This window comes from Pseudomonas cavernae (assembly GCF_003595175.1).
In the GTDB taxonomy this organism is placed as follows: Bacteria; Pseudomonadota; Gammaproteobacteria; order Pseudomonadales; family Pseudomonadaceae; genus Aquipseudomonas; species Aquipseudomonas cavernae.
In genome coordinates this window covers 3,747,146-3,770,628 of record NZ_CP032419.1, presented here as the reverse complement: position 1 = coordinate 3,770,628, position 23,483 = coordinate 3,747,146, and the positions used below count along the sequence as shown (strand labels likewise).

General features: G+C 63.7%; 17 protein-coding genes and 1 pseudogene. 15 read left to right on the top strand and 3 right to left on the bottom strand.

Features of this window, described 5'->3' with window-relative positions; all coding sequences use genetic code 11:
- Positions 1-45 precede the first annotated feature (45 nt).
- From D3880_RS17140 to D3880_RS17130, 3 genes are all read left to right on the top strand, one after another.
- Entirely contained in the window at positions 46-1,629 is a 1,584-nt protein-coding gene (locus D3880_RS17140) for a DUF1302 domain-containing protein (protein ID WP_238474461.1), read from the top strand.
- Positions 1,630-1,724: 95 nt separating this feature from the next.
- Positions 1,725-2,864: a helix-turn-helix transcriptional regulator gene (locus D3880_RS17135; RefSeq protein WP_162935016.1), complete on the top strand. Its 1,140-nt coding sequence runs from the start codon at positions 1,725-1,727 to the stop codon at positions 2,862-2,864.
- 160 nt (positions 2,865-3,024) lie between these two features.
- On the top strand, positions 3,025-4,263 hold the full coding sequence (locus D3880_RS17130) for an NADH:flavin oxidoreductase (protein WP_119894629.1): 1,239 nt from the start codon (positions 3,025-3,027) through the stop codon (positions 4,261-4,263).
- Here the strand turns inward: D3880_RS17130 and D3880_RS17125 are convergent.
- Positions 4,256-4,696, bottom strand: a complete 441-nt coding sequence (locus D3880_RS17125) for a hypothetical protein (protein ID WP_119894628.1) — start codon at positions 4,694-4,696, stop codon at positions 4,256-4,258. The two genes, D3880_RS17130 and D3880_RS17125, sit on opposite strands and share 8 nt — an antisense overlap.
- A gap of 284 nt (positions 4,697-4,980) precedes the next feature.
- Between D3880_RS17125 and D3880_RS17120 the strand changes: the two genes are divergently transcribed.
- From D3880_RS17120 to D3880_RS17105, 4 genes are all read left to right on the top strand, one after another.
- Positions 4,981-5,766: an SDR family oxidoreductase gene (locus tag D3880_RS17120; protein WP_119894627.1), complete on the top strand. Its 786-nt coding sequence runs from the start codon at positions 4,981-4,983 to the stop codon at positions 5,764-5,766.
- Between the two features lie 10 nt (positions 5,767-5,776).
- A complete protein-coding gene (locus D3880_RS17115) occupies positions 5,777-6,247 on the top strand; it encodes a MaoC family dehydratase (RefSeq protein ID WP_119894626.1) in 471 nt (156 codons plus the stop codon).
- 8 nt (positions 6,248-6,255) lie between these two features.
- A complete protein-coding gene (locus tag D3880_RS17110) occupies positions 6,256-7,464 on the top strand; it encodes an acetyl-CoA C-acyltransferase (RefSeq protein ID WP_177412181.1) in 1,209 nt (402 codons plus the stop codon).
- A gap of 408 nt (positions 7,465-7,872) precedes the next feature.
- Positions 7,873-9,159: an MFS transporter gene (locus tag D3880_RS17105; protein ID WP_218567581.1), complete on the top strand. Its 1,287-nt coding sequence runs from the start codon at positions 7,873-7,875 to the stop codon at positions 9,157-9,159.
- Between the two features lie 62 nt (positions 9,160-9,221).
- Here the strand turns inward: D3880_RS17105 and D3880_RS17100 are convergent, their stop codons facing one another.
- Both D3880_RS17100 and D3880_RS17095 read right to left on the bottom strand, forming a co-directional pair.
- Positions 9,222-10,559, bottom strand: a complete 1,338-nt coding sequence (locus tag D3880_RS17100) for a helix-turn-helix transcriptional regulator (RefSeq protein WP_119894625.1) — start codon at positions 10,557-10,559, stop codon at positions 9,222-9,224.
- 353 nt (positions 10,560-10,912) lie between these two features.
- The gene (locus D3880_RS17095) at positions 10,913-12,289 is read right to left on the bottom strand and encodes a DUF1329 domain-containing protein (RefSeq protein WP_119894624.1); all 1,377 of its coding nucleotides are present in this window, start codon (positions 12,287-12,289) and stop codon (positions 10,913-10,915) included.
- Positions 12,290-12,582: 293 nt separating this feature from the next.
- On the opposite strand from D3880_RS17095, the gene D3880_RS17090 reads away from it, so the two are divergent.
- The 8 genes and pseudogenes from D3880_RS17090 (at position 12,583) to D3880_RS17060 (ending at position 23,468) form a co-directional block, all read left to right on the top strand.
- Positions 12,583-13,869 carry an NAD(P)/FAD-dependent oxidoreductase gene (locus D3880_RS17090; RefSeq protein ID WP_218567580.1) on the top strand — a complete coding sequence of 429 codons (1,287 nt, stop codon included), beginning with the start codon at positions 12,583-12,585 and terminating at the stop codon, positions 13,867-13,869.
- Between the two features lie 66 nt (positions 13,870-13,935).
- Positions 13,936-15,126: a saccharopine dehydrogenase family protein gene (locus D3880_RS17085; RefSeq protein WP_119894622.1), complete on the top strand. Its 1,191-nt coding sequence runs from the start codon at positions 13,936-13,938 to the stop codon at positions 15,124-15,126.
- A gap of 100 nt (positions 15,127-15,226) precedes the next feature.
- Positions 15,227-16,819 (top strand): DUF1302 domain-containing protein, encoded by a 1,593-nt coding sequence (locus D3880_RS17080; protein WP_119894621.1) that lies wholly within the window; start codon positions 15,227-15,229, stop codon positions 16,817-16,819.
- A 347-nt stretch (positions 16,820-17,166) separates the two neighbouring features.
- Positions 17,167-17,319, top strand: a pseudogene (locus D3880_RS22800) (acetyl-CoA C-acyltransferase); the annotation flags it as partial.
- A gap of 198 nt (positions 17,320-17,517) precedes the next feature.
- Complete coding sequence (locus D3880_RS17075) at positions 17,518-18,492, top strand: WD40/YVTN/BNR-like repeat-containing protein (RefSeq protein WP_119895769.1); 975 nt, start codon at positions 17,518-17,520, stop codon at positions 18,490-18,492.
- 10 nt (positions 18,493-18,502) lie between these two features.
- The gene (locus D3880_RS17070) at positions 18,503-20,932 is read left to right on the top strand and encodes an efflux RND transporter permease subunit (RefSeq protein ID WP_119894620.1); all 2,430 of its coding nucleotides are present in this window, start codon (positions 18,503-18,505) and stop codon (positions 20,930-20,932) included.
- 211 nt (positions 20,933-21,143) lie between these two features.
- Positions 21,144-22,391, top strand: a complete 1,248-nt coding sequence (locus D3880_RS17065; protein WP_177412180.1) for a helix-turn-helix transcriptional regulator — start codon at positions 21,144-21,146, stop codon at positions 22,389-22,391.
- Positions 22,392-22,703: 312 nt separating this feature from the next.
- Positions 22,704-23,468 (top strand): SDR family oxidoreductase, encoded by a 765-nt coding sequence (locus D3880_RS17060; protein ID WP_119894618.1) that lies wholly within the window; start codon positions 22,704-22,706, stop codon positions 23,466-23,468.
- The last annotated feature ends 15 nt before the right edge of the window (positions 23,469-23,483 follow it).

The following is a 23,483-nucleotide window of genomic DNA, read 5'->3' as shown; positions in this document are numbered from 1 at the left end:
GCGGGCAAGCATCGCGCGCCTTGCCTTTTGAGTCTCGCGGTGGCCATGGCCAGTGGCTCGGCAATGGCCGGGCCGAGCTTCGAGTTGGGCGAGAACACCACGCTGGACTCGTCACTGACGGTCAACTACACCGCGTCGATGCGTACCGCCAAGCAGGCGCACGAGTACCTAAACCACCTGAATTTCGACGACGGCACGCGCAACTTCAAGCGCGGCTCGCTGATCAACAACCGAGTCAGCCTGTTTGGCGAGCTGCTGCTCAAGCATGACAATCTCGGCGGGGTGCTGCGTGGCAGCACTTTCTATGACGATGTCTACCACAACCGCAACGCCAACGATTCGCCGGATACGGTGAACAAGATCGGCCGTCACGATGCGTTCACCAGCGACACCCGCGAGCTTAGCGGCAGCAAGGCGCGCCTGCTGGACGCCTATGTCTACGGCAATTTCGACGTCTTCGACGACCAGTACCTGTCGCTCAAGGCCGGCCGCCATCTGGTTGCCTGGGGCGAGAGCCTGTTCTGGCCGAACATCAGTCAGGGCCAGGCGCCGGTAGATGCCACCAAGTTCAACGTGCCGGGCACCGAAGCCAAGGATGCCTACCTGCCGGTCGGTCAGGTCTCCGGCTCCTGGTCGCTGAACGATGAGCTGACGCTGCTGGCCTACTACCAGTACAAGTGGGAAGAGACCCAGCTCAACCCGGTGGGAGACTACTTCGGTAGCGACTTCTTCGGCCCTGGTGCGGAGTTCTTCCGCCTCGCCCCGGGGGTAATCGACACGCTGCCGGACCAGAGCTTCAGGGTGGTCAACTCCGCCAGTGACGTCGAGCCGGGCGACAGTGGCCAGTGGGGCCTGGGCGCTCGCTACCGCCTGACCGAGAGCACCGAAGTCGGCCTGTTCCACTACCGCTACCACGAACGCGTAGGCGCGCTGTTCTTCGATTTCACCGGACAGACCCAGTTCTCCTCGCTGAAGAGCATCGGCAAGCATGCCAGTACGGCTGAAGCGCCCTCGTACAGGCTCGGTTATTTCGATGACGTCGAACTGACTGGCGCCAGCTTCAGCTCGAAGATCGGCGACGCGGTGCAGTTTGCCGGCGATCTGAGTTACCGCGATGGCGCGGCGGTCTACCTCGACAACGGCGCGCCAGCCCGCGGCCAGTTGTTTCAGGGCAACCTGAACGCCCTGTACATCATCGGCCCAACCGCCATCGCCCAGCAGACCACTCTGATGGGTGAGGTGGTGCACCAGCGCATCGAGGGTGTGGACGACCTGACCATCACCGGTGGCGGGGTTGGGGTAGACGGCACCTTCGATAACTTCGAGTTTGAAACCCAGACCCGCGGTTCGACCCTGCTGGGGGTCGGCGCCATATTCGACTACCCATCGATAACCGATGGCTGGGACCTGAGTACCAAGGTGATCTGGAACCAGAACGTCGATGGTAGCGCCTATCAGGGGCTGGGGCGTGACGAGAAGCGTCTGACCGTGGGCGCCGACTTCAAGTACCTGGGCAACTTCCAGGTCGGGCTGACCTATGTCGGTTACCTGAGCTCGCCGGACATCGCCCAGGGCCGTACTCTGGCGGACCGCGACTACCTGTCGTTCAACGCCAAGTACACCTTCTGATGTCTTGGCTACGTGGGCTGAGGCGGTTGCGGGTGTCGATCCTGCAACCGCTGTGCACGCTTGCGGGACGTGGCCAATAGTCCGGGGGCACAGGCATGTCTGGATCTGAATGCCAGGATCACCCCGTTGACCTGCTCGAGTTGCTCGGGTTGGTCTACGAGGGTGTGCTTGAACCCGTACCCTGGACTCAGCTGTTCGACCAGTTGCGCCTGCGCTTGCAGGCCAACTACGTATCCCTGGCGATTCGTTCGCCGGCCCCGGGCGATCCCGGCCTGGTGATCTTCGCCGGTCAGGCGCGGCCGACTATTGCCGTGGTGTATGAGCGTTCGCTCTATGCCCTCGACCCCTTCGTCAAACTGCCGCGTGATCGAGTGGTGATGCTGCAGGAGCTGATTGACGAGCGCGAGTGGCTGGACAGTGTGATCTACCGTGACTTCCTCCAGCCGCTGCAGGTGCGCTACATGATGGGCGCCGATCTGCATACCGAAGAGAACTTCGAGAGCCGCTTGCGTGTCAGTCGTGGTCCGGACGGTGCGCCTTTCGAAGAGCGCGATCGTGCGCTCTGTACGCTACTGCTGCCGCACCTCAAGCGTGCCCTGCGCCTGCATGCGCGTCTTGGCGGCGAGCGAACCGAGCGGCGCTTGTACGCCGCCACCCTAGAGCGTCTGAGCATCGGCACGCTGATTCTCGGAGCCCAAGGCGAGATCCTGCTATGCAACCGCACGGCGGAGCAGATTCTTGCCGAATCCGATGGCCTGCAACTGCATAACGGCCGCCTGCAGGCCAGTTCTGGCCTGGATGACCGCCGTCTGTGGCGACTGATCCGCAAACTGACCGAGGCGCGGGCGGAGCCGGGCGGCAGTGTGGTGGAAGCCATTTCCCTGGGTCGCCGCAAACGCCCGGGCAGCCTTGGTGTCCTGTTGCGTAGCATCGCCCGAGCAGAGCGCTATGAAGCCGGTCCGCCGGCGGCGCTGGAAGTGATCATTCGAGCCCCCGAACGGCAGGCCGAGCCCTCGGAAAGCCTGTTGCGCCAATTGTTTCAGCTGACCCCGGCGGAAGCCGCGCTGGCCGTGCAACTGGGCCATGGCCTGACCCTAGAGCAGGCGGCCCTAGGCTTGAATATCAGCCGCAACACTGCCCGCGCGCACCTGCGCGTGATTTTCGCCAAGACTGGCGTGACCCGGCAGACGGCCTTGGTGCAGTTGCTGCTGAGCAGCGTGGCGGCGCTGAATTAGCGAAGGCACATGAATAGTCCTATCGGACGATGTTGCGGCTGGGAGGGGAGTACAACAATCCAGGCACCTTGCGGATGCGGCCTGCTGCCGGTCTGGGTGTCGTCCCAGGCCCCTCGCCTTACGCCTCACCGACAATTTGAACAAGAAACCAGGGATCGTCATGCCTAACAATAAAGACCTGCCCGTTTCGCCTTTCAGCCCGCTGACCATCGGCCCGCTGACGTTGAGAAACCGCTTTATCAAATCGGCCACCAACGAGGGCTCGGCCCCAGGGGGCGTGCCCTCCAAGCGATTGGTCCAGTTCCACGAGTCGATGGCCGCCGGCGGTACCGGCATGACCACCTTGGCCTACTGCGCGGTGAGCCCGGATGGCCGCACGCTGCCGAACCAGATTGTGCTCGACCGCGACACGCAGCCGCACTTGCGGGTGTTGACCGATGCCGTGCATCGCCAGGGTGCCGCCGCTTCGGCGCAGATCACCCACGGCGGCTGCTTCACTTTCCTGAAGCCGCAGCAGGCGCCACGACCGTTGTCGTCCAGTAGCGGCTTCAACAAGGTCGGCCTGATGAGCGGCATGTTGCGCAAGCAGGCGATGAGCGAGGCCGACATACAGCAGATCGCCGACGATTTTGTGCGCGGCGCGCGCCTGGCTCGCGAGGCCGGTTTCGATGCGGTGGAGCTGCACATGGGTCATGGCTACCTGCTCAGCCAGTTCGTCTCGCCGCTGTACAACAAGCGCCGCGATCAGTACGGCGGCAACCTGGAGAATCGCCTGCGCTTCCCCAGCCTGGTGCTGCGCCGGGTGTTGGATGCCGTCGGCAAGGATCTGGCGGTAGTGTGCAAATACAGCATCACCGAAGGCGCGCGGGGCGGCCACACCGCCGAGGACGGAGCCGCCATCGCCCAAATCCTCGAGCGTGAGGGTGCGCATCTGCTGGTGTTGAGTGCGGGGATGAACGTCGAGTCGATCACCACCATGTTCGGCTCCTCCTTTCCCAAGGAAAACCGCGTCAGCAGCAACAACCCGATCATGGCCGCGGCGATGTTTATCCAGAGTCTTACCGCGCCCAAGGTGGATTTCCGCGAGCTGTACCTGCTCGAACACGCCCGTAAGGTGCGCGCTGCGGTGAAGATGCCGCTGGCTTATCTGGGCGGGGCGAAAAGCCTGCAAAGCATTGAGCAGGTGCTGGGCGAAGGCTTCGACGCCGTGACCATGGGGCGCGTCCTGATCGCCGAGCCGGACTATGTCAACAAGCTGGAGGCCGGCACCAGCCGCGACTCGATCTGTACTTCGTGCAACCGCTGTGTGGCGATGATGTACACCCCGGGCGGCACCTCCTGCGTACTCGGCCAGCCCGGCGATGCACAGCTCAATGCCCAGCCGGCTGCACTTATCTGAGATCGCCGCAGAACAGGTCCAGGTTCCCGTCCATCGGCCCCGAGCGGATCACCAGGGCATAATCGCCCGCGCGTAGTTCGCTCAACGCCACGGGGACGCGCCTCCAGAATTGCCAGGGTGGACGCCTCGAGAGGGTGTCCGCGCCCACCGTCTGGTTCATGGCATACGCCGGTTTCGGGCCAAGCTGCTGGCAGGAGCCGGGGTAGACGTAGGTGTACAGATGGACCGGCAGGGTGGTGCCGCTCGGCACGCCACCGACGACGAACGAGATGGTTGTCTCGTTGCCGGCCGAGGTCAATGACGCCTGGGCAATAGTCCCGGCGTTGTTCATCGTAGCGAGCAGGGGGATGTCGACGCTCTGTTCGGGTCTGGTGGCGCACCCTGAGATCCACCCAAGTGCTACCACCAGCGCCAGCCAAGGTATGCCGTTCATTACAGGTCTCCCGATGTAAAGGACGCGTTGCAGAAGTCCCCCTGGCGAATTCTAGATGATGCAGGCTCCAGGGCCTGCGCACGCGAAGCGTGCCTGACGTGCAGCGGGGCACGGCAGGGCGGTCGTTCGCAGACCTGCCTGCCTGACGCTGTTCGTGGCCGACTGTCCTGCTCATCCCAATGGCAACACTCTGGCGTTTTTCCTGCCCCGTCCGTTTTGACGATGTGCCGCGCTGGCGCGCCGCTTATATCTGTTCGCGTCCGTTTTTGTCAGAGGTTCCCATCGTGAGACAAGCCCCTCCTTATGTCCCTGGTCATCAGTTGCTGGCCGGTAAGTCCGTACTCATCACCGCCGCTGCGGGCGCCGGTATCGGCTATGCCGCGGCCAAGCGCTGCGCCGAAGAAGGCTGCCGCGCGCTGATGATTTCCGATGTCCATCCGCGCCGTCTGGAAGAGGCGGTCGAGCGCCTCAAGGCGGAGACCGGGCTGCAGGCGATTTACGGCCAGCTGTGCAACGTCACGGTGGAAGCCGAGGTGCAAGCCCTGGTCGCCGCCGCCGAAGAGGCACTGGGCGGCGTCGACGTGCTGATCAACAACGCCGGGCTCGGCGGGCAGAAGCGCGTCACCGAGATGAGCGACGAGGAATGGCTGCGGGTGATCGACGTGACCCTCACCGGCACCTTCCGCATGACCCGCGCGATGCTGCCGCATATGGAGCGCCGTGGCGCCGGTGCCATCGTCAACAACGCCTCGGTGCTCGGCTGGCGCGCGCAGAAAGAACAAGCGCACTACGCCGCGGCCAAGGCCGGAGTGATGGCGCTGACCCGCTGCAGCGCCCTGGAAGCCGCCGAGAGCGGGGTGCGGATCAACGCCGTGTCGCCGTCCATCGCTCTGCATGAGTTTCTCAAGAAGGCATCCAGCAGCGAGCTGCTGGAGCAACTGGCCGGCCGTGAAGCCTTTGGTCGCGCTGCCGAAGTCTGGGAAGTGGCCAACGTGATGATCTTCCTGGCCAGCGACTACGCCTCCTACATGGTTGGCGAAGTGTTGTCGGTCAGTTCGCAGCAGGCCTGAGGAGGCAAACATGAGCACCGTATTCAGCAGTGCCGAGCAGATGCTCAATGCCCCAGGCCTGGACCTGGGCGTCACCGAGTGGCTGCCGGTCACCCAGGAGCGGGTCAACCTGTTCGCCGAAGCGACGGGCGATCAGCAGTGGATCCATGTCGATCCCGAGCGCGCCGCCAGCGGCCCGTTCGGCGGTTGCATTGCCCACGGCTACCTGACCCTGTCCCTGGCCAACCTGTTCATGCCGCAGCTGATGAGCATCGAGAACATGGCCATGGGCGTCAATTACGGCAGCGACCGCGTGCGTTTCCCGGCGGCGGTCAAGGTCGGTGCGCGGGTGCGCGGCCGCGGCGAAGTACTGAGCGCGGAAATGGTCGGCGCGGCGGTGCAGTTCGTGGTGCGTATCAGCGTCGAAATCGAGGGCGCCGAGCGTCCGGGCTGCGTGGTCGACACCATCAGTCGCTACACCTTCAACCCTATTGCCGAGTGAGCCTGTCCATGAGCATGAATGAAGTTGTGATCGTTGCCACCGCGCGGACCGCGCTGACCAAGTCGTTCCGTGGTTCTTTCAACGACACCGAAGCCCCGGTGCTCGGCGGCCATGTGGTGCGCGCGGTGGTCGAGCGTGCCGGCATCGAGCCGGGCTCGGTGGAAGACGTGATCATGGGCGCCGCCGTGCAGCAGGGCACCCAGGGCTACAACATCGGCCGCCTGTGCGCCTACACCGGCGGTCTGCCGGACACGGTGCCGGGCATGGCCCTGGACCGCATGTGCGCCTCCGGCCTGATGAGTATCGGCGTGGCGGCCACTGGCATCCTCGCCGGGGAGATGAACATCGCCATTGCCGGCGGCGTCGAGTCGCTGTCGCTGACCCAGACCAAGCACAAGAACAGCTACCGGTCGCAGTCCGAGGCGGTGCTCGAGTGCATGCCGAGCGCCTACATCCCGATGCTCGAAACCGCCGAGATCGTCTCGCGCCGTTATGGCATCAGCCGCGCCGCCCAGGACGAATACTCGCTGCAAAGCCAGCAGCGCACCGCCGCCGCGCAGCGCGATGGCTTGTTCGATGAGGAAATCGTGCCGCTGGCCGCGCGCAAGCTGTGCTTCGACAAGGAAGGCCAGCCCACCGGTCATGAGGACGTGTTGGCCGCGCGTGACGAATGCAACCGGCCGTCGACAAAGCTTGAAGACTTGGCTGCGCTGAAACCGGTGTGGAAAAACGGCAAGTGGATCGAGCAGGGCGAGTTCATCACCGCCGGCAACGCCTCGCAGTTCTCCGACGGCGCCGCTGCCTGTTTGCTGATGAGCCGTGGTGAAGCGCAGCGTCGTGGCCTGCAGCCGCTGGGCACCTATCGCGGCATCGCCGTGGCCGGTTGCACCCCGGAAGAAATGGGCATCGGCCCGGTGCTGGCGGTGCCCAAATTGCTCAAGCGTTTCGGTCTGAGCGTGGCCGATATCGGCCTGTGGGAAATCAACGAGGCCTTCGCCTGTCAGGTGCTGCACTGCCGTGACGTGCTGGGCATCCCCCACGACCGTCTGAACGTCAACGGCGGCGCCATCTCCATCGGTCACCCGTTCGGTATGTCCGGTGCGCGGATGGTCGGCCATAGCTTGCTGGAAGGTCGCCGTCGGGGTGTGCGTTACGTCGTCGTGACCATGTGCATCGGTGGTGGCATGGGCGCCGCTGGCCTGTTCGAGCTCTGCTGAGCCTTGCTCATCCCCAGTGCCGGCGTAGCGGTGCTCTTATTGATCCAGCCCTTCTCGTAGGGTGGGTTAGGCCGCAGGCCGTAACCCACCGACCGGCCCGCAGGGCCGGCCACGGGATGCCTGCCGACATCCATGGTGGGTTACGCCGCTACGCGGCTAACCCACCCTACGACTCGCACAGAATCATTCTCACTAGCGACGACCTCACCGCCGCAGCCCACTGCATCTCAAGGCGCGTCCGCATCCGGTTTTGTGCGGAAGACGCGGGTGTATCCCGATGCCTAGAGAATGCGCCCGGCCGCCCGGTTGGAAGCGGTTTGCTGTAGTCCTGATGGACGATGTTGCGGGGCTTCTCCATGGGGAGTATGGGCGTCGGCACAGACGCCGGATCACTCAGAGAGATTCAGCATGGAGCGTATGCAACAGACTGCAGTGGCGCTGGACAGCGCAGTGGTATCGGCGTCACCTGATGCAACCGCTCTGGCCCAGCCCGACCAGCGCCAGGGATGGACCTTGGTGATGGGTCTGGCAGTGGTGCTGTGCGTTTCTCTCGGCACCACCATCTGCGCCCTCGGTCTGTTTAGCCTGCCGATCATCGCGGACCTGCACTGCACCAATGAACAGGCCGCACACCTCGCCACCGCCTTCATGCTCAGCATGACTCTGGCTATGCCCTTGGCTGGCTGGCTGCTCGACCGCATCGCGCCGCGCCTGGTGATGGTCGCCGGCAGCGCCCTCGCGGCGCTGGGCTACCTGCTCGCCGCCAGCAGTCCTGGCATCGATCAGCTCATCCTTGCCATGGTGCTGGCGGGCATCGGTGTCGGCGCCTCGACCTATGTCCCGGCCATTACCCTGGCCTCGCACTGGATAGTACCCAGCCGGCGAGGCCTGGCCTTCGGCATCCTGCTCGCTGGTGCCTCGATGGGGGGCGTGATCTTTCCCACCTTGCTCACCCACCTTATCGGCCTGTTCGGCTGGCGCAGCGTCATGCAAGCTATCGCCGTCCTGATCCTGCTGGTCTGCGTGCCCTTACTGCTGTGGCTGGCGCGCCTGCCCGAGACGCCGGTGGCCGTGAGCCATGGCGGGACGGAGGCGATTCATGGTCAGGATATCGGCCAGGCCCTGCGCATGCCCCGCTACTGGGTGTGGATCGCCATGCAGTTACTCCTGACCATGAGCGGTCTCGGCATCTACATCGCGCTCGTTTCTTATCTGGTATCGGCCGGCTATTCGGCGCAGACCGCCGCCATCTGGTATGCCGGTGTAGGCGTCGCGGGGCTGGCGGGTAACTTCATCTTCGGCGCGGCGAGTCAGCGCTGGAGCGCCAAGACCATCCTGCTGCTCGGCAACGCTGCCAGCATCGCTGGCATCCTCTGTCTGCTCGGCGCGAAACACCCGGCGTTGGGTCTCGCCGCGGTCATGGTGTTTACCCTGTGCTGGGGCACCACCTTCAACCTGGTCAACCAGTTCGCACCGCTGTTCCTGGAGGAAGCCGTGGGGCAGCGCAACTTCGGCAGTCTGCTCGGTATCGGCAACCTGATCGGCGGGCTCGGTGCAGCGTTCGGCCCGGCAGCTGTCGGCTATCTGGTCGACACGACCAGCACCTATACCCTTGCCCTGCTGCTCTGTGCGGGCATTGCGGCCGTGGCAACCCTGCCGATTGCCATGCAGCAACGGCCCCGCGCCGCCGCCTAGCAGGCCGGATCGGCAAAGTAGGCCGTTTTTCAACGGCCTACTAACTGACAGGGGGGCGCGACTCAGCGCAGAAGGGCGAAGCTCTTGAAGAGGATCCGCACGAGATCGGTCTGCCCCTTGATGCCCAGCTTTGCGTAGATGTTCTTCGAGTAATTGCGCGCGGCGGTCACCGCAATACCCATCTGCCCGGCGGCTTCGCTGATGCTCTGGCCGCAGGCCAGTAACTCGGCCAGCCGGGCTTCCTGACGCGTCAGGTCCAGCAGCTGGGCTATCAGTTCCGCCGGAGAGCCCCCCGAGACCTGCTGCATGGCCAGGTTTTCGGTCAGCTCCGAGAGGTGGATGATCACGCTCGGCACATGCCGGCCTTGGTAGTAATCGAACAGTGGTGCCGGCATCGCCAGCATGCCCAGCAGCACGCCATCCTGCGCATGCAAGCGCACCAGCTTGCCATGGTAGTGCCCGCCGTCCGGCTCCCTGGCCGCGATGGCATTGGCGATCGCCTTGTCCAGCGCACGTTGGCCCGCGCGATCCTGCAGCTGCACGCGACCATGGCTCAGCTCGATGCCCTGATGCTTGTCGATGATGGTTCTGGCAGCCTGGTTCGCGCAGAGCAGCCGGGCATCGCCATCGAGCAGCAGGCAGCCCAGGACCTGATGGTCCAGGCAGCCTTCGTAGATCAGCTTCTCCGCTTCCTGCCGCTTGAGCCTGGCATAGAGCTCGAGGGCGCGGGAGAGGTGGGGCAGCAGCGCCCTGATCAGCTCTAGATCGCCGGCCGAAAAAGGATGCTCCGGGACAGTCCGCCCTCGGATCACGTCGACCCAGCACCGCATGCCTCCGGGCTCGGCAAAGCAGGTCCTGAGACAGCTGGCGAGATTTATAAACTCCATGCGCGCGGCGCACTCCGGTTCCACATCTCGCGGACCGAAGACGATGGTATCGCCCGGCATCAGCGACTTGGGATTGACCAGCTCGATATGCGAGAAGCGCTCGCGGTAGACCCTTTCCGCCAGCTGCCAGTCCGTATCGTCGTCCTGCGCGACGGACATCACCTGGATATCGTATGGCCGATCATTGAAGTGATGCAGGGTGACCGTGACATTGCTCGCCGCCAGTACATGCCGCAGGCGCTCGGCCAGGCCGGCCCAGGGCGTGGCTTCGTTCAGCCCCTCATAAACCAGTCCGATCAACTCGGACAGAACAGCACCGCCAGCGCCCGCAGACGGCGTCACCGGGCGCTTCAAAACTGCCAGGCTGCCGTACGTATTCTGCGCTGGCGCAGCTACGGCCGTGGCGAGGTCGTTGACCTGCACCTTGGCGTTCGCAGCGGCGAAGGCAGGGGTATGAGTCTTGCCTTGCCCGATGCCGGCAACGCTGACTGTGCGGTCTTTGCAGATTGGCATTGCCGTTCTCCGACGACTCAGGAAGCTTTCCGCAAGCTGCTCACTGACTAGCCGTCCGCCTGGTGCTGCTCGATGATGTCGCGCTGGCCTGGCCGCCACCCGGCACTTGATCTGTCGGCCGGGAAGCCGCAAGGCCCCATGAATTCAGGATTGAACCGATTCGACAGGGGGCTGGCATCGTCCGATGAGACTAAGAGCCTGCTCTGGTCTCGCGAGGCATTGAGCTGGTGCTATCAGGAATGCCCCCGGCATCGAGTGGCCCACAAAAAAGCCGCTCTCCCGAGGGAGAGCGGCTTCGTTTTGTGCGACGGAGCTCAGGGGCAGTCAGCGGATGCTGCCTGCCCCTGCAACAATCAACGACCTAGACCGCGAATGGCGTCAGCCGTGTACATGCTGCGATCGAACTTGCCCTCATCCAGAACAGGCCCACGCTTCGCTTCGTTGGACATGTTGTAACCCACATACTGACCGGAGCTGAGATCGTGATAGAAGGCGCTGCCGGATTGCCAGGCGCTCATGTCGGGGTGGTAGTAGTAGCCGACGATGGCAAATTTCCACAGCTCACCCTGAGCATCGTAGTTATCCGCCATGACACCGCTCCAGGTGTCTTCGTCGATGAACAGGGTCCGCTTGCTGTACAGGTGGCGATAGCCCTCGCGCAGATCCGCTTCCACGACCCACACACGACGCAGTTCATAGCGAATCACGTCAGGGTTGGGATGGTTCGGCGTGAGAATGTCGGCGTACTTGAGCTCGCCACTGTTGGCCTTGAAGGTGTTAGCGGGAACGTACATCTCGCGTTTGCCCAGCAGCTTCCAGTCGTAGCGTTCAGGTGAACCGTTGAACAGCGTGTCCTCGTCGAGAATCATGGTGCCGTTGGTGCCGGGCATCGGCTGGTCGAAGCCAAAGCCAGGCGACAGGCGCACGCGGCGAGTTCCGGGGTTGTAGCCCCAGGCCCGACGGCTGCTGGTCGCGTAGTTGTAAGGCTCGTGGGCGATGGTCATCGCACCCTTGTCGCGCTCCGGTTTCAGTGTGGTGTTCCACACCAAAGCCGACCAGCCATCGGCGCTCTTCGGCTCGTGTTTCGGATCGTTGGAGAGGGCCAGGCTGCGTATCCAGGTGCTGCCCCAGGCGATCTGGCCGTTGGCCTGCACGCTGGCAATGTCGCGGATGCTGTCTTCGGTCCAGGCACGCACCGGCAGCAGGTGGTTCCACAACACTTCCAGGGCGCTCTTGGGGATCGGGAAAGGAACCTGGCCCAGGCCCTTGATACCCATCCCATCGTTCTCGAGCTCAGCATTCAAGGCATTGTTCTTGGCGCGATCGCAGACGTAGTCCGGATAACGGAAGTCGCGGTGCCCGGGGTAAACGGTGATCTTGTAGGTTTCCGGATAGCGTTTGAACATGGCCTTCTGGCCATCGCTCAAGCGTTCGGCATATTGATCCACGTTCTGCGCGGTAATCACCAGGATCGGCTTCTCGTTGGCGTAGGGGTCAATCGGCTGGTCACCGGCGTACAGCTTGTGCGGCCAGCCCGGCACCTCTCCCAGGTACTTGCCGGTGAATTCGGGAATGCTGCCATCCGCGTTGCCGGCACGCTCGGCACCGACGCAGGTGAGTTCCTTGCCGAGCTTGGCGGCTTCCTCGGGGCTTACCTTGGCGTGGGCGCTGGCGATCAGGCCTGCATTGATCGCCAGTACTGCGGCAAGCGCAACACCTTTTCTCTTCATTGTTCTTGGTCTCCGATGTGCGATGGGGCGGGATGCCTGGCCCGGAGTCTAACCAGCGGCCGATCCCCTTCAGCAGTGCCATTTGGTACTGGAGCATCGATTTGCCCCCCCGATAGGATCGAAATCGCTGTGGCAGGCAGTGGCGGTGAGATCCCGCTCAGCCTCCAGCAGTTCGATGCGAGGAGTTTTGCAGTGAGTTTGAGGAGGCAGCGGTGAGTGGGCGAGAGTATCGGGGTGCAGAGGCGGGACAGGTTCCAGTCTTTCCAGTAGCGGATGCATACGAGTCGGGGCTGGTGCCTATTCGCTTCAGCGGTTGGCCGCTGCCGCGGGAAATCCCGGCCTACCCGGCGCTGGATGAAGACATCGAGGCGGATGTGGTGGTCGTCGGCGCCGGGCTGGCCGGGTCTTCGCTGGCCTTGCGTCTGGCCGAAAGGGGTGTACGGGTCGTGGTGCTGGAAGCCGACCAGCCGGGCAGCGGCGCCTCTGGCCGCAACGCCGGGCATGTGCAGCCTTACCTGGGTTCGCTCGACCCTCTGCGTGCCCATGCCGATGGCGGGCGGCGTTTTACCGACTACTTCATCGAGAACCGCGACGTGGTCTTCGATCTGTCGCGCAAGCATGGGATTGAGGCCGATGCGGTCAAGTCCGGCATGGTCGCTGCAGCTTTCCAGAGGCACGCCGCGCTCGACGACAAGGTGAAGAAGTGGAAGGCCTTCGGTTACGACGTGGATCTGGTCGGCGCGGAGCGCCTCAAGGAACTGCTCGGCACCAGCACCTACAGCTACGGCGTCCACTGGCGCGAAGGCGGACGAGTCAATCCCTTTCTCTTTACCAACGGCATGATCGCCACCGCCGCCCGCCTGGGCGCCAGGGTGTACGGCAACTCCAGCGTCGTGGGTTGCGAGCGGAGCGGGTCGTCCTGGCACGTGCGCACGGCCATCGGCAGTGTGCGTACGCAGCGGGTGGTGATGTGTACCAATGGGCATGCCGGTAATGCCTTCTTCCCGGAGCTGAACCGCACGCAGTACCCACTGGTGTCCTGCGGTCTGGCGACGCGGCCGTTGCCGCAGGCGGTCCTGGATATCGTCAATCCGGCCCGGGTCGCCATCACGCAGCATCCGGGGGGTTTGTATCCGCTGGTCATCGACGGTCGCAATCGACTCATCACGGCGACCATTCCGGGGGTGGGCCGCGCGCAGCGGGCGACGGATTATTTCGCCTACCTGCTGCGCTACCTGCGCCGCACCTTCCCGCAACTGCGCGACATGCCCATCGAGCTGGAGTCCTACTGGACGGGCATGACCGCCAATTCGTCCTCGGTTTACGAGGACTCCTACCCGAAGTTGTACCAGCTCGCCGATGGCGTGCTGGCCCTGAACAATTTCGGCTCCTGGGGCAATGTCATGGGGCCGATGATGGGCATCAACCTGGCCGATTCGCTGGTCCGCGACCGCCCGGACGACTGTCTGCTCCCGCTGGAAACCCCCAAGGCCGTGCAATGCCCCGGTCTGTACGAAACCAAGATCCGCCGTGTGCTGATTCCACTGGCGAGGCTGGCCGACAAGTTCAATCGCATCTGATGCCCGAGCGGGCGGGGCCCGCAGGGTAAACGCTTTATAGAAGAACAACCGGATAAGGAAGAAAGAATGAGAGTCTTGCTATTGGGATGCGGCAACGTGGGCGCCAACGTGGCGCGGCAGCTGGTACCGCGCCACCCCGAGCTGGAATGCGTGGTTGGCGACCTTGATCAGGGTAACGCCGAGAAGCTCGCTGCCGAGCTGGGCCCGCGAGTCCGCGGCGTGCGCGCCGACGTGCTGGACGCCGCCTGCCTGGACGAGTTGCTCGACGGCGTCGATCTGGTGTTCAACGCCGTGGGACCGTTCTACCGCTGTGCCGTTCCGGTCATCGAAGCTGCGCTGCGGGCGCGGGTCGACTACATCGACATCAACGACGACCACGATGTGGCCGAGAAGCTGTTCCTCGATCCGTCCTGGCATCAGCGTGCGCTGGCGGCGGGGATCAAGCTGATCATCGGTTGCGGCTCGACGCCAGGGCTGACCAACGTCATGGCCAAACTGCTCGCCGACCGCCTCGACAAGGTGCGTGAAATCCATCTGGCGACCGCCGTGCCCTTCATGCCGGAGGCCCTCTCGCCGGCGGTCGTCGACCACATGGTGCATATCACCGCTGGCGAGGTGATGCAGTTCATCGACGGCGAGTACCGCCAGATGCCGGGCTGGGGCGGTCGGCTCGAAGTGCCCTATGCCGCGCCCTTCAAGGCCTATCCGTCGTTCTTCATCGGCCATGGCGAAACGGTCACCCTGCCGCACTTCATCAAGGGTCTGGATCAGGTGACCAATCGGATCGCCTTCTTCCCCGAAGCCGGCTCGCAAGTGTGGCGCTCCCTGCTCGACCTGGGGCTGGGCAGTTCCGAGGTGATCGATGGCCTTGGCATCTCGCCGCTCAAGTTCCTGACCCATCACCTGGCCAGCGAAGCCGGTCGCAAGAGCCTGGCCGTGGACCTCTCGGATGAACCCTGGGCCGTCGCCACCCGCGTGGAGGTGGTGGGTGAGCGCAACGGCGCCGAAATCCGCAACGTGCTCGAGTACCACATCAATCTGCCGGTGACAGCGAGCGAGGACAGCACCGCCGACCCGACGCCGACCTGTGCGCGACTGGTCATCGAGGCATGGCTGGCTGGCAAGGTTTCCGGCCAGGGCCTGCTGGCTCCCGAGGTCTGCCTGGATGCCGAAGCCTACGTACACGCCTTCGCCTGCGAGAGCGGCGCCACCTTCATCAGCACCGAAAACCAGGTCAAGCGCCACCTGCATGCCTGAGGTGACGCCGCCCGGCTGCGTTCCGGGGTGAGGACGCAGAGGGCAGATGACGTTTGGAAATTCGACGCGGCCAGATGGCCAACATTAGGAGACAAGCAGCATGAACAATAAGAACAATCTGCTTCGCAGGGCTCTGTTTGCCCAACGCTTCCCGCTCATGGGGCTGGTGGCTGCCATTGCCTTGGCCAATGGCCAGGCGCAGGCGGGAGAAACCATCGAGTTCGACAATGGAGCCACTCTCGACTGGGCGATCACCGGCAGCTACGGCATGGGCGTGCGCACGGAGGGCCAGGCCAGTGCCCTGATCGCTCCTGATCAGATCAACAGCGATGACGGTGACCGCAACTTCGACAAAGGCTCGCTGGTCAACAACAGCGTGGGGGCCCTCGGCGAGCTGATCCTGCGCAAGGACGACTATGGTGCAGTGCTGCGCGGCTCCACCTTCTATGACGCGGTCTACCACGGCAGCAACGATAACGATGCGCCTGATACCGTGAACAAGTCCGGTGATTTCAACGAGTTCACCAGCGATACGAAACACTATGCCGGCGGTCGTAGCCGCATCCTGGACGCCTATGTCTTCAAAGGCTGGACCACCGAGGGTGGGCAGCGCATCGACGCCAAGGCCGGTGAGCACATGGTCGTCTGGGGTGATAGCCTGCTCTTCCCGGGCGTGTCCGGTGCCCAGTCGCCGGTCGACGTGGTCAAGGCCTCGCTGCCGGGCGTGGAAACCAAGGACGTGCTGCTGCCCGTGGGCCAGGTATCCGCCCAGTGGACCATCAATGAGACGTTCACCTTGGGCGGCTATGCCCAGTACGAGTGGACTGGCAACGAACTGCCGCCGGTAGGCAGCTATCTCTCCACTGTCGATGTCATCGGGCCGGGGCGGGAGGTTCTGAAGGCGGGATTCTTCGACATTCCCTACGCGGGGACCGATGAACCGCGCTCGAGCGGACAGTGGGGCCTCCAGATGCGTTACCGGCCAATCGGGGATCTGGAGCTGTCGCTGTTCCGCATCAACTACCATGACCGCAACCCGTCCGGTGTCGATATCATCTTCCCGCCGACCGGTCCGCTGGGCTACCGGGTCAACTACTTCGAGGATATCCACCTCACCGGCGCGAGCTTCACCACCAGGCTCGGCGACACCCAGGTGAGCGGCGAGTGGTCGTATCGCGATGGCGCTCCGATCCAGGTGACTACGCCTGGTGGCCCGACTGCGGCCAAGGGCAAGGGCCAGCAGATGCAGCTGTCCTTCATGCGCATCCTGGGCGACCGCCCGTGGTCCAGCCAGACCACCCTGCTCGGCGAGATCGTTCATGTTCGTGCCGACAGCGTGGAGGACGTCAACGGCTTCGATGACTTCACCTTCAAGAATGAAAGCGAATGGCAGAGCCAGACCTCCACGGCCTATTCGGCCGTTGCGATTTTCTCCTATCCAGGTGTGGCCACGGCCTGGGATCTCGACGTGCCGGTTCGTTTTTCCCAGGTCCTGGAAGGTTCGACCCCCATGTCTGGCGCCATCTCGGGTGCCCAGGGTGACCGCCGCCTGACCGTCGGCACCACCTTCAAGTACCTGGGAAACCTGCAGGTCGAGCTGGCCTACAACGCCTTCCTCGGCGAGGCTGACCCGATCAAGCGCCAACTGGCCGACCGGGACTATGCGACGCTGTCGCTCAAGTACTCGCTCTAAGAACCTGTTTACGATCTGCTGCTCGTCGGCCATACGGCGTTGAAATCGGGCTCAGAAGCCGCTTGCGGCTAACGCACTTCAGTGCGGCCCCGAAGGGGCGAGCGTAGCGAGTCATGCTCATTTACAACACGTAAACTGCGCTTCTTCGCCCGATTTCGCCTTGTCTGGCCCTAGCTCGCGAGATCGTAAACAGGTTCTAAGAACCAGTCCGGGCAGTGTCTGCTGCCCGGACTAGTCGGCTGCGCAGAGCCCTGCTGACCCTGCCGCGGCGTCAGGTCTGTGACCACTGGATATTCTCCCCGCGCCGAAGCGCAGCGCTGTGGTCGGCAGCGCCCCGGACTGGCAGCCACTGCACTGCCGTGCTCGGCATCCCCCTCGACCATCTGAACGTCAATGGCTTCGCCCTGCTCGAAGTGCGCCGCCGCCGCGTGCGCTACGCGGTAGTGGCCATGTGCATTGGTGGTGGCATGGGCGCCGCCGGCCTGTTCGAGATCTGCTGACCGACCCGTCCGTCGCTCACTCCACGGATAGGCCATTTGGACGATGTGCCCGGAACAGAGCGGGCGGACTATCGGGGCCAGTCAATCTTCGCTGTACTCGCTGTGCTTGATCGGCGAGGTTAATGACTACTAACAAGAACAAGAGGGTAGCCGCATGAACTTCGTCGAGCGCCTAAACGTTGCAGCATGGAGGCGATCATGCGTTCACTGATCGCCTATCTGGTTTGCGCCATTGTCGCGGGGGGCATTGCGTTCGCCTTTGCCCCGCGTGATCCGCAAACGCCGTCTGATACCCAGCTGCGCGCGGATCGGGTGCATATCAATGCCCTGCTCAATCTGGACAAGCGCCAGGTGGCGGTGGGCGAGCGCGGGACCATTATGCTGAGCGACGACCAGGGCCGCTCCTGGCAGCAAGCGCTGGTCAAGCCGCAGCGCCATGTGTCCTTGACCGGCCTGGTGGCCGTGTCCGCCGAGCAGCTGCTTGCGGTCGGACATGATGGCTTGATCCTGCGCTCGCAGGACGCCGGTTCCACGTGGCAGGAGGTTCGTTTCGAGGCCGAGCAGGGTGAGCCGCTGCTGGGTATCTGGGCGGCCGGCGGCAATCGAGTGCTGGCATTCGGCAGCTTCGGCAAGTTCTACCAGTCCGACGACGCCGGCCTGACCTGGAACGCCTTGCCGCTGGAGGTCGACAGTGCGCACCTCAACGGCATGGACGGTGGCGCCGATGGTCGCCGCATGCTGGTCGGCGAGCAGGGCCTGGTGTTGCGCAGCTCCGATGCCGGCCAGCATTGGCAGACCCTGCCCTCTTTCTATAACGGTTCGCTGTTCGGTGTGGTCCGCCTCAGTGCGCAGCGCTGGGTGACCTATGGCATGCGCGGGCATGTGTTCGTCAGCGACAACTTCGGCGACAGCTGGGAGGAGGTCAAGGTCGGCAACAAGTTGCCGCTCTACGGTCATGTGCTGCTGCCGAACAACGCCGGTGTGCTGATCGTCGGGGCGGGCAGCTCGCTGGTGCGCCTGGATGGCCGCGGGCGTCTGCTCGAGGCCAGCCGCCAGCCAGGGCTGGGTACGTTGACTTCAGCAATAGTGATTGGCGCCCAGCAGGTGTTGGTGGGCGGTGAACGCGGTGTGTCCCAAGGTCCCGGTGTCAGCGTTGCTGCACTTGGCAAGTGAGAGGCTAGTGATGAAGCAAGGTAAATCCTGGATAGAGCGCAAGGTCGAGGGCTGCGCCGATTTGCTCATGGCGCACCGCAAGCTGTTTATGACCGTGTTTCTGTTGCTGACGCTGGGCTTGGGCTATAGCGCCACCCACACCAAACTGGACCCAGGATTTAACAAGCAGATCCCGGTGCGCCACGAGTACATGCTCAACTTCCTGAAGTTCAGCCAGTACTTCACCGGCGCGAACCGCTTTCTGGTCAGCGTGAAGTGGAAGGGCGAGGGTGATATCTACAACGCCGAGTTCCTCGATACGCTGCAAAAGGTCACCGACGATGTGTTCTTTATCTCTGGCGTCAGCCGCGCCAGCGTAACCTCGCTGTTCACCGCCAATGTGCGTTACGTCGAAATCACCGAAGAGGGTTTCTTTGGCGACGTCGTGGTGCCGCCGCGCTTTGCCGGCTCCGCCGAGGACCTGGCCCAGGTGCGCAGCAATGCCGCCAGATCCGGGCAAGTCGGGCGGCTGGTCGCCAACGACCTGAAGTCGGCGCTGGTCCGCGCCGACCTGCAGGATATCGATCCGAAGACCGGCAAAGCGGTGAGCTATGTCGAGGTGTCCAAGCGCCTGGAGGATATTCGCGCCAAATACAGCAACGACAAGATCGAAATCAATATTGTCGGCTTCGCCAAGCTGGTCGGCGACGTGGTCGATGGCCTGATCACCGTCATCGGTTTCTTTGTCGTCGCCTTCCTGATTACCGGCCTGTTGCTGTGGTTGTATTCTCGCTCGCTGAAGTTGACCGTGGTCGCCTTGGTGGTGGCGCTGCTGCCGGTGGTCTGGTTGCTCGGCCTCTTGCCGTTGCTGGGCTTGGGCATCGATCCGATGTCGATTTTGGTACCGTTCCTGATCTTCTCCATCGGCGTCTCCCATGCGGTACAGATGACCAACGCCTGGAAGCAGGAAGTGCTCGCCGGCAGCGATTCGGTGCAGGCGGCGCGGGCGGCGTTCTGCAAGATTTTCATTCCCGGCTCCCTGGCGCTGTTGATGAACGCCCTGGGATTTGCGGTGATCATGATGATCGATATCCCCATCGTCCACGAACTGGGGGTGACGGCTTGCATTGGCGTCATGCTGATGATCATCACCAACAAAATGATGCTGCCGATCATCATTTCGCACCTGCATCTGGAGCGCAGCGTGCTTAACCGCGAGCGCGTCGCGCAACAGGACAAGCACCCGCTGTGGTGGCGGCTGTCGGCCCTGGCCGAGCCACGCCCGGCGCTGGCGGTGTTCGCTCTCAGCCTGCTGCTGCTGGGGTTCGGGGTGGTCAAGGCGCGTCAACTCGAGGTCGGTGATATCGGCGCCGGCGCACCGGAGTTGCGCGCCGACTCGCGCTATAACCAGGACAACGAAAAAATCATCAGCAGCTACTCCATCGGCCTCGATGTCCTGGCGGTGTTCGTGCAGGCGCAGGGCACCGAGGAAGCCTGTCTGACGCCGCAGGTCATGCGTGCGGTGGAAGCCTTCGACTTCCAGATTCGCACCGTGACCGGCGTGCAATCGGTGCAAAGCGTGGCGGGCATGGGCAAGGTGATGATTGCCGGCAACAACGAAGGCAACCCGCGCTGGGCGGCGATTCCGGGGTCGAGCCGGGGCTTGAGCCAGGGCTCGCGCGCCTACATGCCGGATGATGGCCTGGTGACCGATGGTTGCCAGCAGATGCAGATTTTGGTGTTCCTCACCGATCACGACGGTGCCACCGTGGCCCATGTGGTCAAGGAGGCCAAGCGGATCATCGCCGAGGTGGAGGTTCCCGAGACCAAGTTCCTGCTTGCCGGCGGCAACGTCGGGGTGATGGCGGCCTCCAACGAGGCGGTGAAGCGCGCCGAGGTGGTGATGTTGGCGGCGTTGTTCGGCTCGGTAGGGCTGTTCTGCTGGCTGACGTTCGGCTCCCTGCGCGCGGTGCTGTGCATTCTGGCGCCGCTGGCGATCGTCGCGGTCCTCTGCAACGCCCTGATGGCTATGCTCGGCATCGGCCTGAAAGTCGCAACGCTGCCGGTGATGGCGCTGGGCGTCGGGGTCGGGGTCGACTACGGCATCTACCTGTACGAGCGTATCCAGCACGAAATGGCCGAAGGGGCAGACCTGCGCCATGCGTTCTACGAGGCCATGTGCCAGCGCGGCACCGCGGCGGTGTTCACCGCGCTGACCATGTCCATCGGTGTCTGCACCTGGGCCTTCGCGCCACTGAAGTTCCAGGCCGACATGGGCGTGTTGCTGTCCTTCATGTTCCTGGTCAACGTGCTCGGCGCGATCTTCCTCCTGCCAGCCCTGGCCGCCTGGTTCAATCAGAGCCGGCGCCTGGTCGCGGTGAAGGTCGCAGCGGCTGAGCAGCCACAAGTCACTGGTCGCGACTACTCGCTAAAACAATCTGTAGTGGCGGAGGATGCCTGAGAGGAACGTGCTGTTCGCCGCAGCAGATAAGCTGTGATGCTGGCTGGCGTATCGATGGTTAACCTTCTGTCTAAGTAGTCTTGTGCCGGGCTGGAGCTGTGGCACTATCCAGAGGACCGACTGGCATCTTGATTGGGCCCGGCGAGCGGGTCGAAATCATAAAAATAAAAAGGGCAGGCCAATGTGCTTAGCCCAAGCGAGGAGACAGGCTGTGGAAAAACTCACCTTGAGCGTTCAGGCCCTGGCGGCGATGGGTTTGGATCTGGCCGAGTATGATCGCGTCATTGGCGAGTTCTATGACGGCGCGCTCGACCCCAAGCACATGGCGCACCCCTTGCGCCATGTGCGCGAGCTGTTCCAGGCGAACTACGTCACCCTGATCCTGCGGGTGCCCGAGCAGCCGGACATGGGGCTGATGATCGCGGCCGGCGACTTCAAAGATGAGGGCGAGGTGAGCTACCAGGTCTACCCGCAGACCATGAACCCCTTCATCAACCAGCCGATGGACCGGGTCTTCACGGTCGATGATGTGATGAGCGAATCGGAATGGGAGCACTCGGCCTACTTCAAGCAGGTTTGCTCCCAGCAAGGCGTGTTCCACGTGATGGGCGCGAACATCTCCACGCCGGAGGGCGGCAATTTTCGCTTCCGCATCACCCGGCCCAAGTCGGCGCCGAAATTCTCCGCCGCAGAATGTGCCCTCTGCGAGATGTTCTTGCCGCATTTGCGCCGTGCGCTGCACATGCACAACTTGCTGGATCGCAGCGAGTCGCTGGGCGAGTTGTACGCCCAGGCGATCAGCCGCCTGTCGGTGGCAACCATCGTGCTCGACGAGAGCGGCAGTGTCTTGAAGGTCAATCCGGTGGCCAAGGAAATCCTCGATCTATCCGATGGCCTGAAGTTGGTCGGTGGTCGTCTGGAAGCCACCTATCCGAGCGATAACCGCGAGTTGCAGCGGCTGGTCCGCAATGCGTTCGCGCGCGAGGGCGAAGAGGGCCGGGCTGTGGCCGAGGCGATGTCGGTGGCGCGGCCGTCCGGGCAGGTCAGCTTTGGCCTGGTGGTCGAGGCGATTCCTTCGCTGGACTGGGCCGAGGGCAAAGGCAAACCGGCCGCGGTGGTGTACATCCGCGATGCGGTGGGCAAGTCGATAGCCAGCGAAGTGGTGACCAAGCAACTATTCAACTTGACCCGGGCGGAAACCGCTCTGGCCATGGAGCTGGCCAACGGCCTGTCGCTGGAAGAGGCGGCCGAGGTGCTGAACGTCCGCCGCAATACGGCCCGTGCGCACCTGCGCTCGATTTTCTCGAAGACCGGCGTACGCCGACAGACGGAACTGGTGCGTATCCTCCTCAACAGCGTGGTCGCCTTGGGAAAGCCGAAACTGGCGTTGCTGGCGGCGGCCGACAAGGTCGAAGCTCCGGAACTGCACCTCGCCCACTCGGAACGCCGTAGCGCCTGAGCCTGCCCTGCGCAGCTCTGTTTAAAGCTTATAACCCCCCAAGCCCCGGTCGTTTCCAAGCGCCTGGGGCTTTTGCGTTGCGCCGGGAAATGGGCCGGCCGGTTGTAGTCCGTGCGGACGATGTTGCCCGCCTCATGCCCTGCAGATACTTAGCCTCCATCGCATCAGCGCGCGGAGCCCCGCCCTGCGCTGGGCGCGCGAACGGTTCAGGCGCTCAGCGCCGATCGATTGCGGGCCCGAGAACTCTGTAGGTGTGGCGAGCGCCTGAGGCGTCGTTGTGCACCTGATGCTTACTGAACGAGGAGAGACTTTATGCCTGTTACAGCAGTCACCGGTTCCGCTTCCGGAATTGGCGCCGCGGTCTGCGCGGCACTACGCGCCGCCGGGCACCGGATCATTGGGATCGACCGGGCCAACGCCGAAGTCATCGCCGACCTGTCCAGCCACGCTGGCCGGCAGGCGGCCATCGCCAGCGTGCTCGAGCAGAGTGGCGGCGTGCTGGATGGCCTGATCTGCTGCGCCGGGGTCGGTGTGACCGCGCCTTCGTGCGGCATCATCCTGGCGGTCAATTATTTCGGCGTCAGCGAGTTGCTCGACGGTTTGGCCGATGCCTTGGCCAAAGGCGAGCAGCCGGCGGCGCTGGTCATCGGTTCGGTCGCTTCGACCTATGCGAGTGCCGACCAGCCAATGGTGGCGGCAATGCTGGCCGGCGACGAGGGTCAGGCGCTGGAACTGGCCAACGCCCTCGGTCAGCCGCAGGCGGCCTATGCCGGCTCGAAATACGCGGTCACCTGCAATGCCCGGCAGAAGGCCGTGGCCTGGGCCAAGCTGGGCATTCGCCTGAACGTGGTGGCGCCGGGCGCCGTGGAAACGCCGCTGCACCAGGCGTCCCTGGAAGATGCGCGGTTCGGTCAGGCGACCCGCCAATTCGTCGCGCCGCTGGGTCGCGCCGGCCATCCCGAAGAGATCGCCACGCTGGTGGCCTTCCTGCAATCGCCCCAGGCCGGTTTCATCCATGGCAGCGTGGTGTTCGTCGATGGCGGCATGGATGCGATGGCTCGTCCAACACGCTTCTGAGACCCAATCGAGCGA

Excerpts from the sequence above, each read along its gene's own strand:
- D3880_RS17070 (WP_119894620.1), top strand. The coding sequence starts at position 18,503 with ATGAAGCAAGGTAAATCCTGGATAGAGCGCAAGGTCGAGGGCTGCGCC.
- D3880_RS17075 (WP_119895769.1), top strand. The coding sequence starts at position 17,518 with ATGCGTTCACTGATCGCCTATCTGGTTTGCGCCATTGTCGCGGGGGGC.
- D3880_RS17110 (WP_177412181.1), top strand. The coding sequence starts at position 6,256 with ATGAGCATGAATGAAGTTGTGATCGTTGCCACCGCGCGGACCGCGCTG.
- D3880_RS17080 (WP_119894621.1), top strand. The coding sequence starts at position 15,227 with ATGAACAATAAGAACAATCTGCTTCGCAGGGCTCTGTTTGCCCAACGC.
- D3880_RS17060 (WP_119894618.1), top strand. The coding sequence starts at position 22,704 with ATGCCTGTTACAGCAGTCACCGGTTCCGCTTCCGGAATTGGCGCCGCG.
- D3880_RS17100 (WP_119894625.1), bottom strand. The coding sequence starts at position 10,559 with ATGCCAATCTGCAAAGACCGCACAGTCAGCGTTGCCGGCATCGGGCAA.
- D3880_RS17140 (WP_238474461.1), top strand. The coding sequence starts at position 46 with ATGGCCAGTGGCTCGGCAATGGCCGGGCCGAGCTTCGAGTTGGGCGAG.
- D3880_RS17125 (WP_119894628.1), bottom strand. The coding sequence starts at position 4,696 with ATGAACGGCATACCTTGGCTGGCGCTGGTGGTAGCACTTGGGTGGATC.
- D3880_RS17105 (WP_218567581.1), top strand. The coding sequence starts at position 7,873 with ATGGAGCGTATGCAACAGACTGCAGTGGCGCTGGACAGCGCAGTGGTA.
- D3880_RS17085 (WP_119894622.1), top strand. The coding sequence starts at position 13,936 with ATGAGAGTCTTGCTATTGGGATGCGGCAACGTGGGCGCCAACGTGGCG.
- D3880_RS17095 (WP_119894624.1), bottom strand. The coding sequence starts at position 12,289 with ATGAAGAGAAAAGGTGTTGCGCTTGCCGCAGTACTGGCGATCAATGCA.
- D3880_RS17135 (WP_162935016.1), top strand. The coding sequence starts at position 1,725 with ATGTCTGGATCTGAATGCCAGGATCACCCCGTTGACCTGCTCGAGTTG.
- D3880_RS17130 (WP_119894629.1), top strand. The coding sequence starts at position 3,025 with ATGCCTAACAATAAAGACCTGCCCGTTTCGCCTTTCAGCCCGCTGACC.
- D3880_RS17115 (WP_119894626.1), top strand. The coding sequence starts at position 5,777 with ATGAGCACCGTATTCAGCAGTGCCGAGCAGATGCTCAATGCCCCAGGC.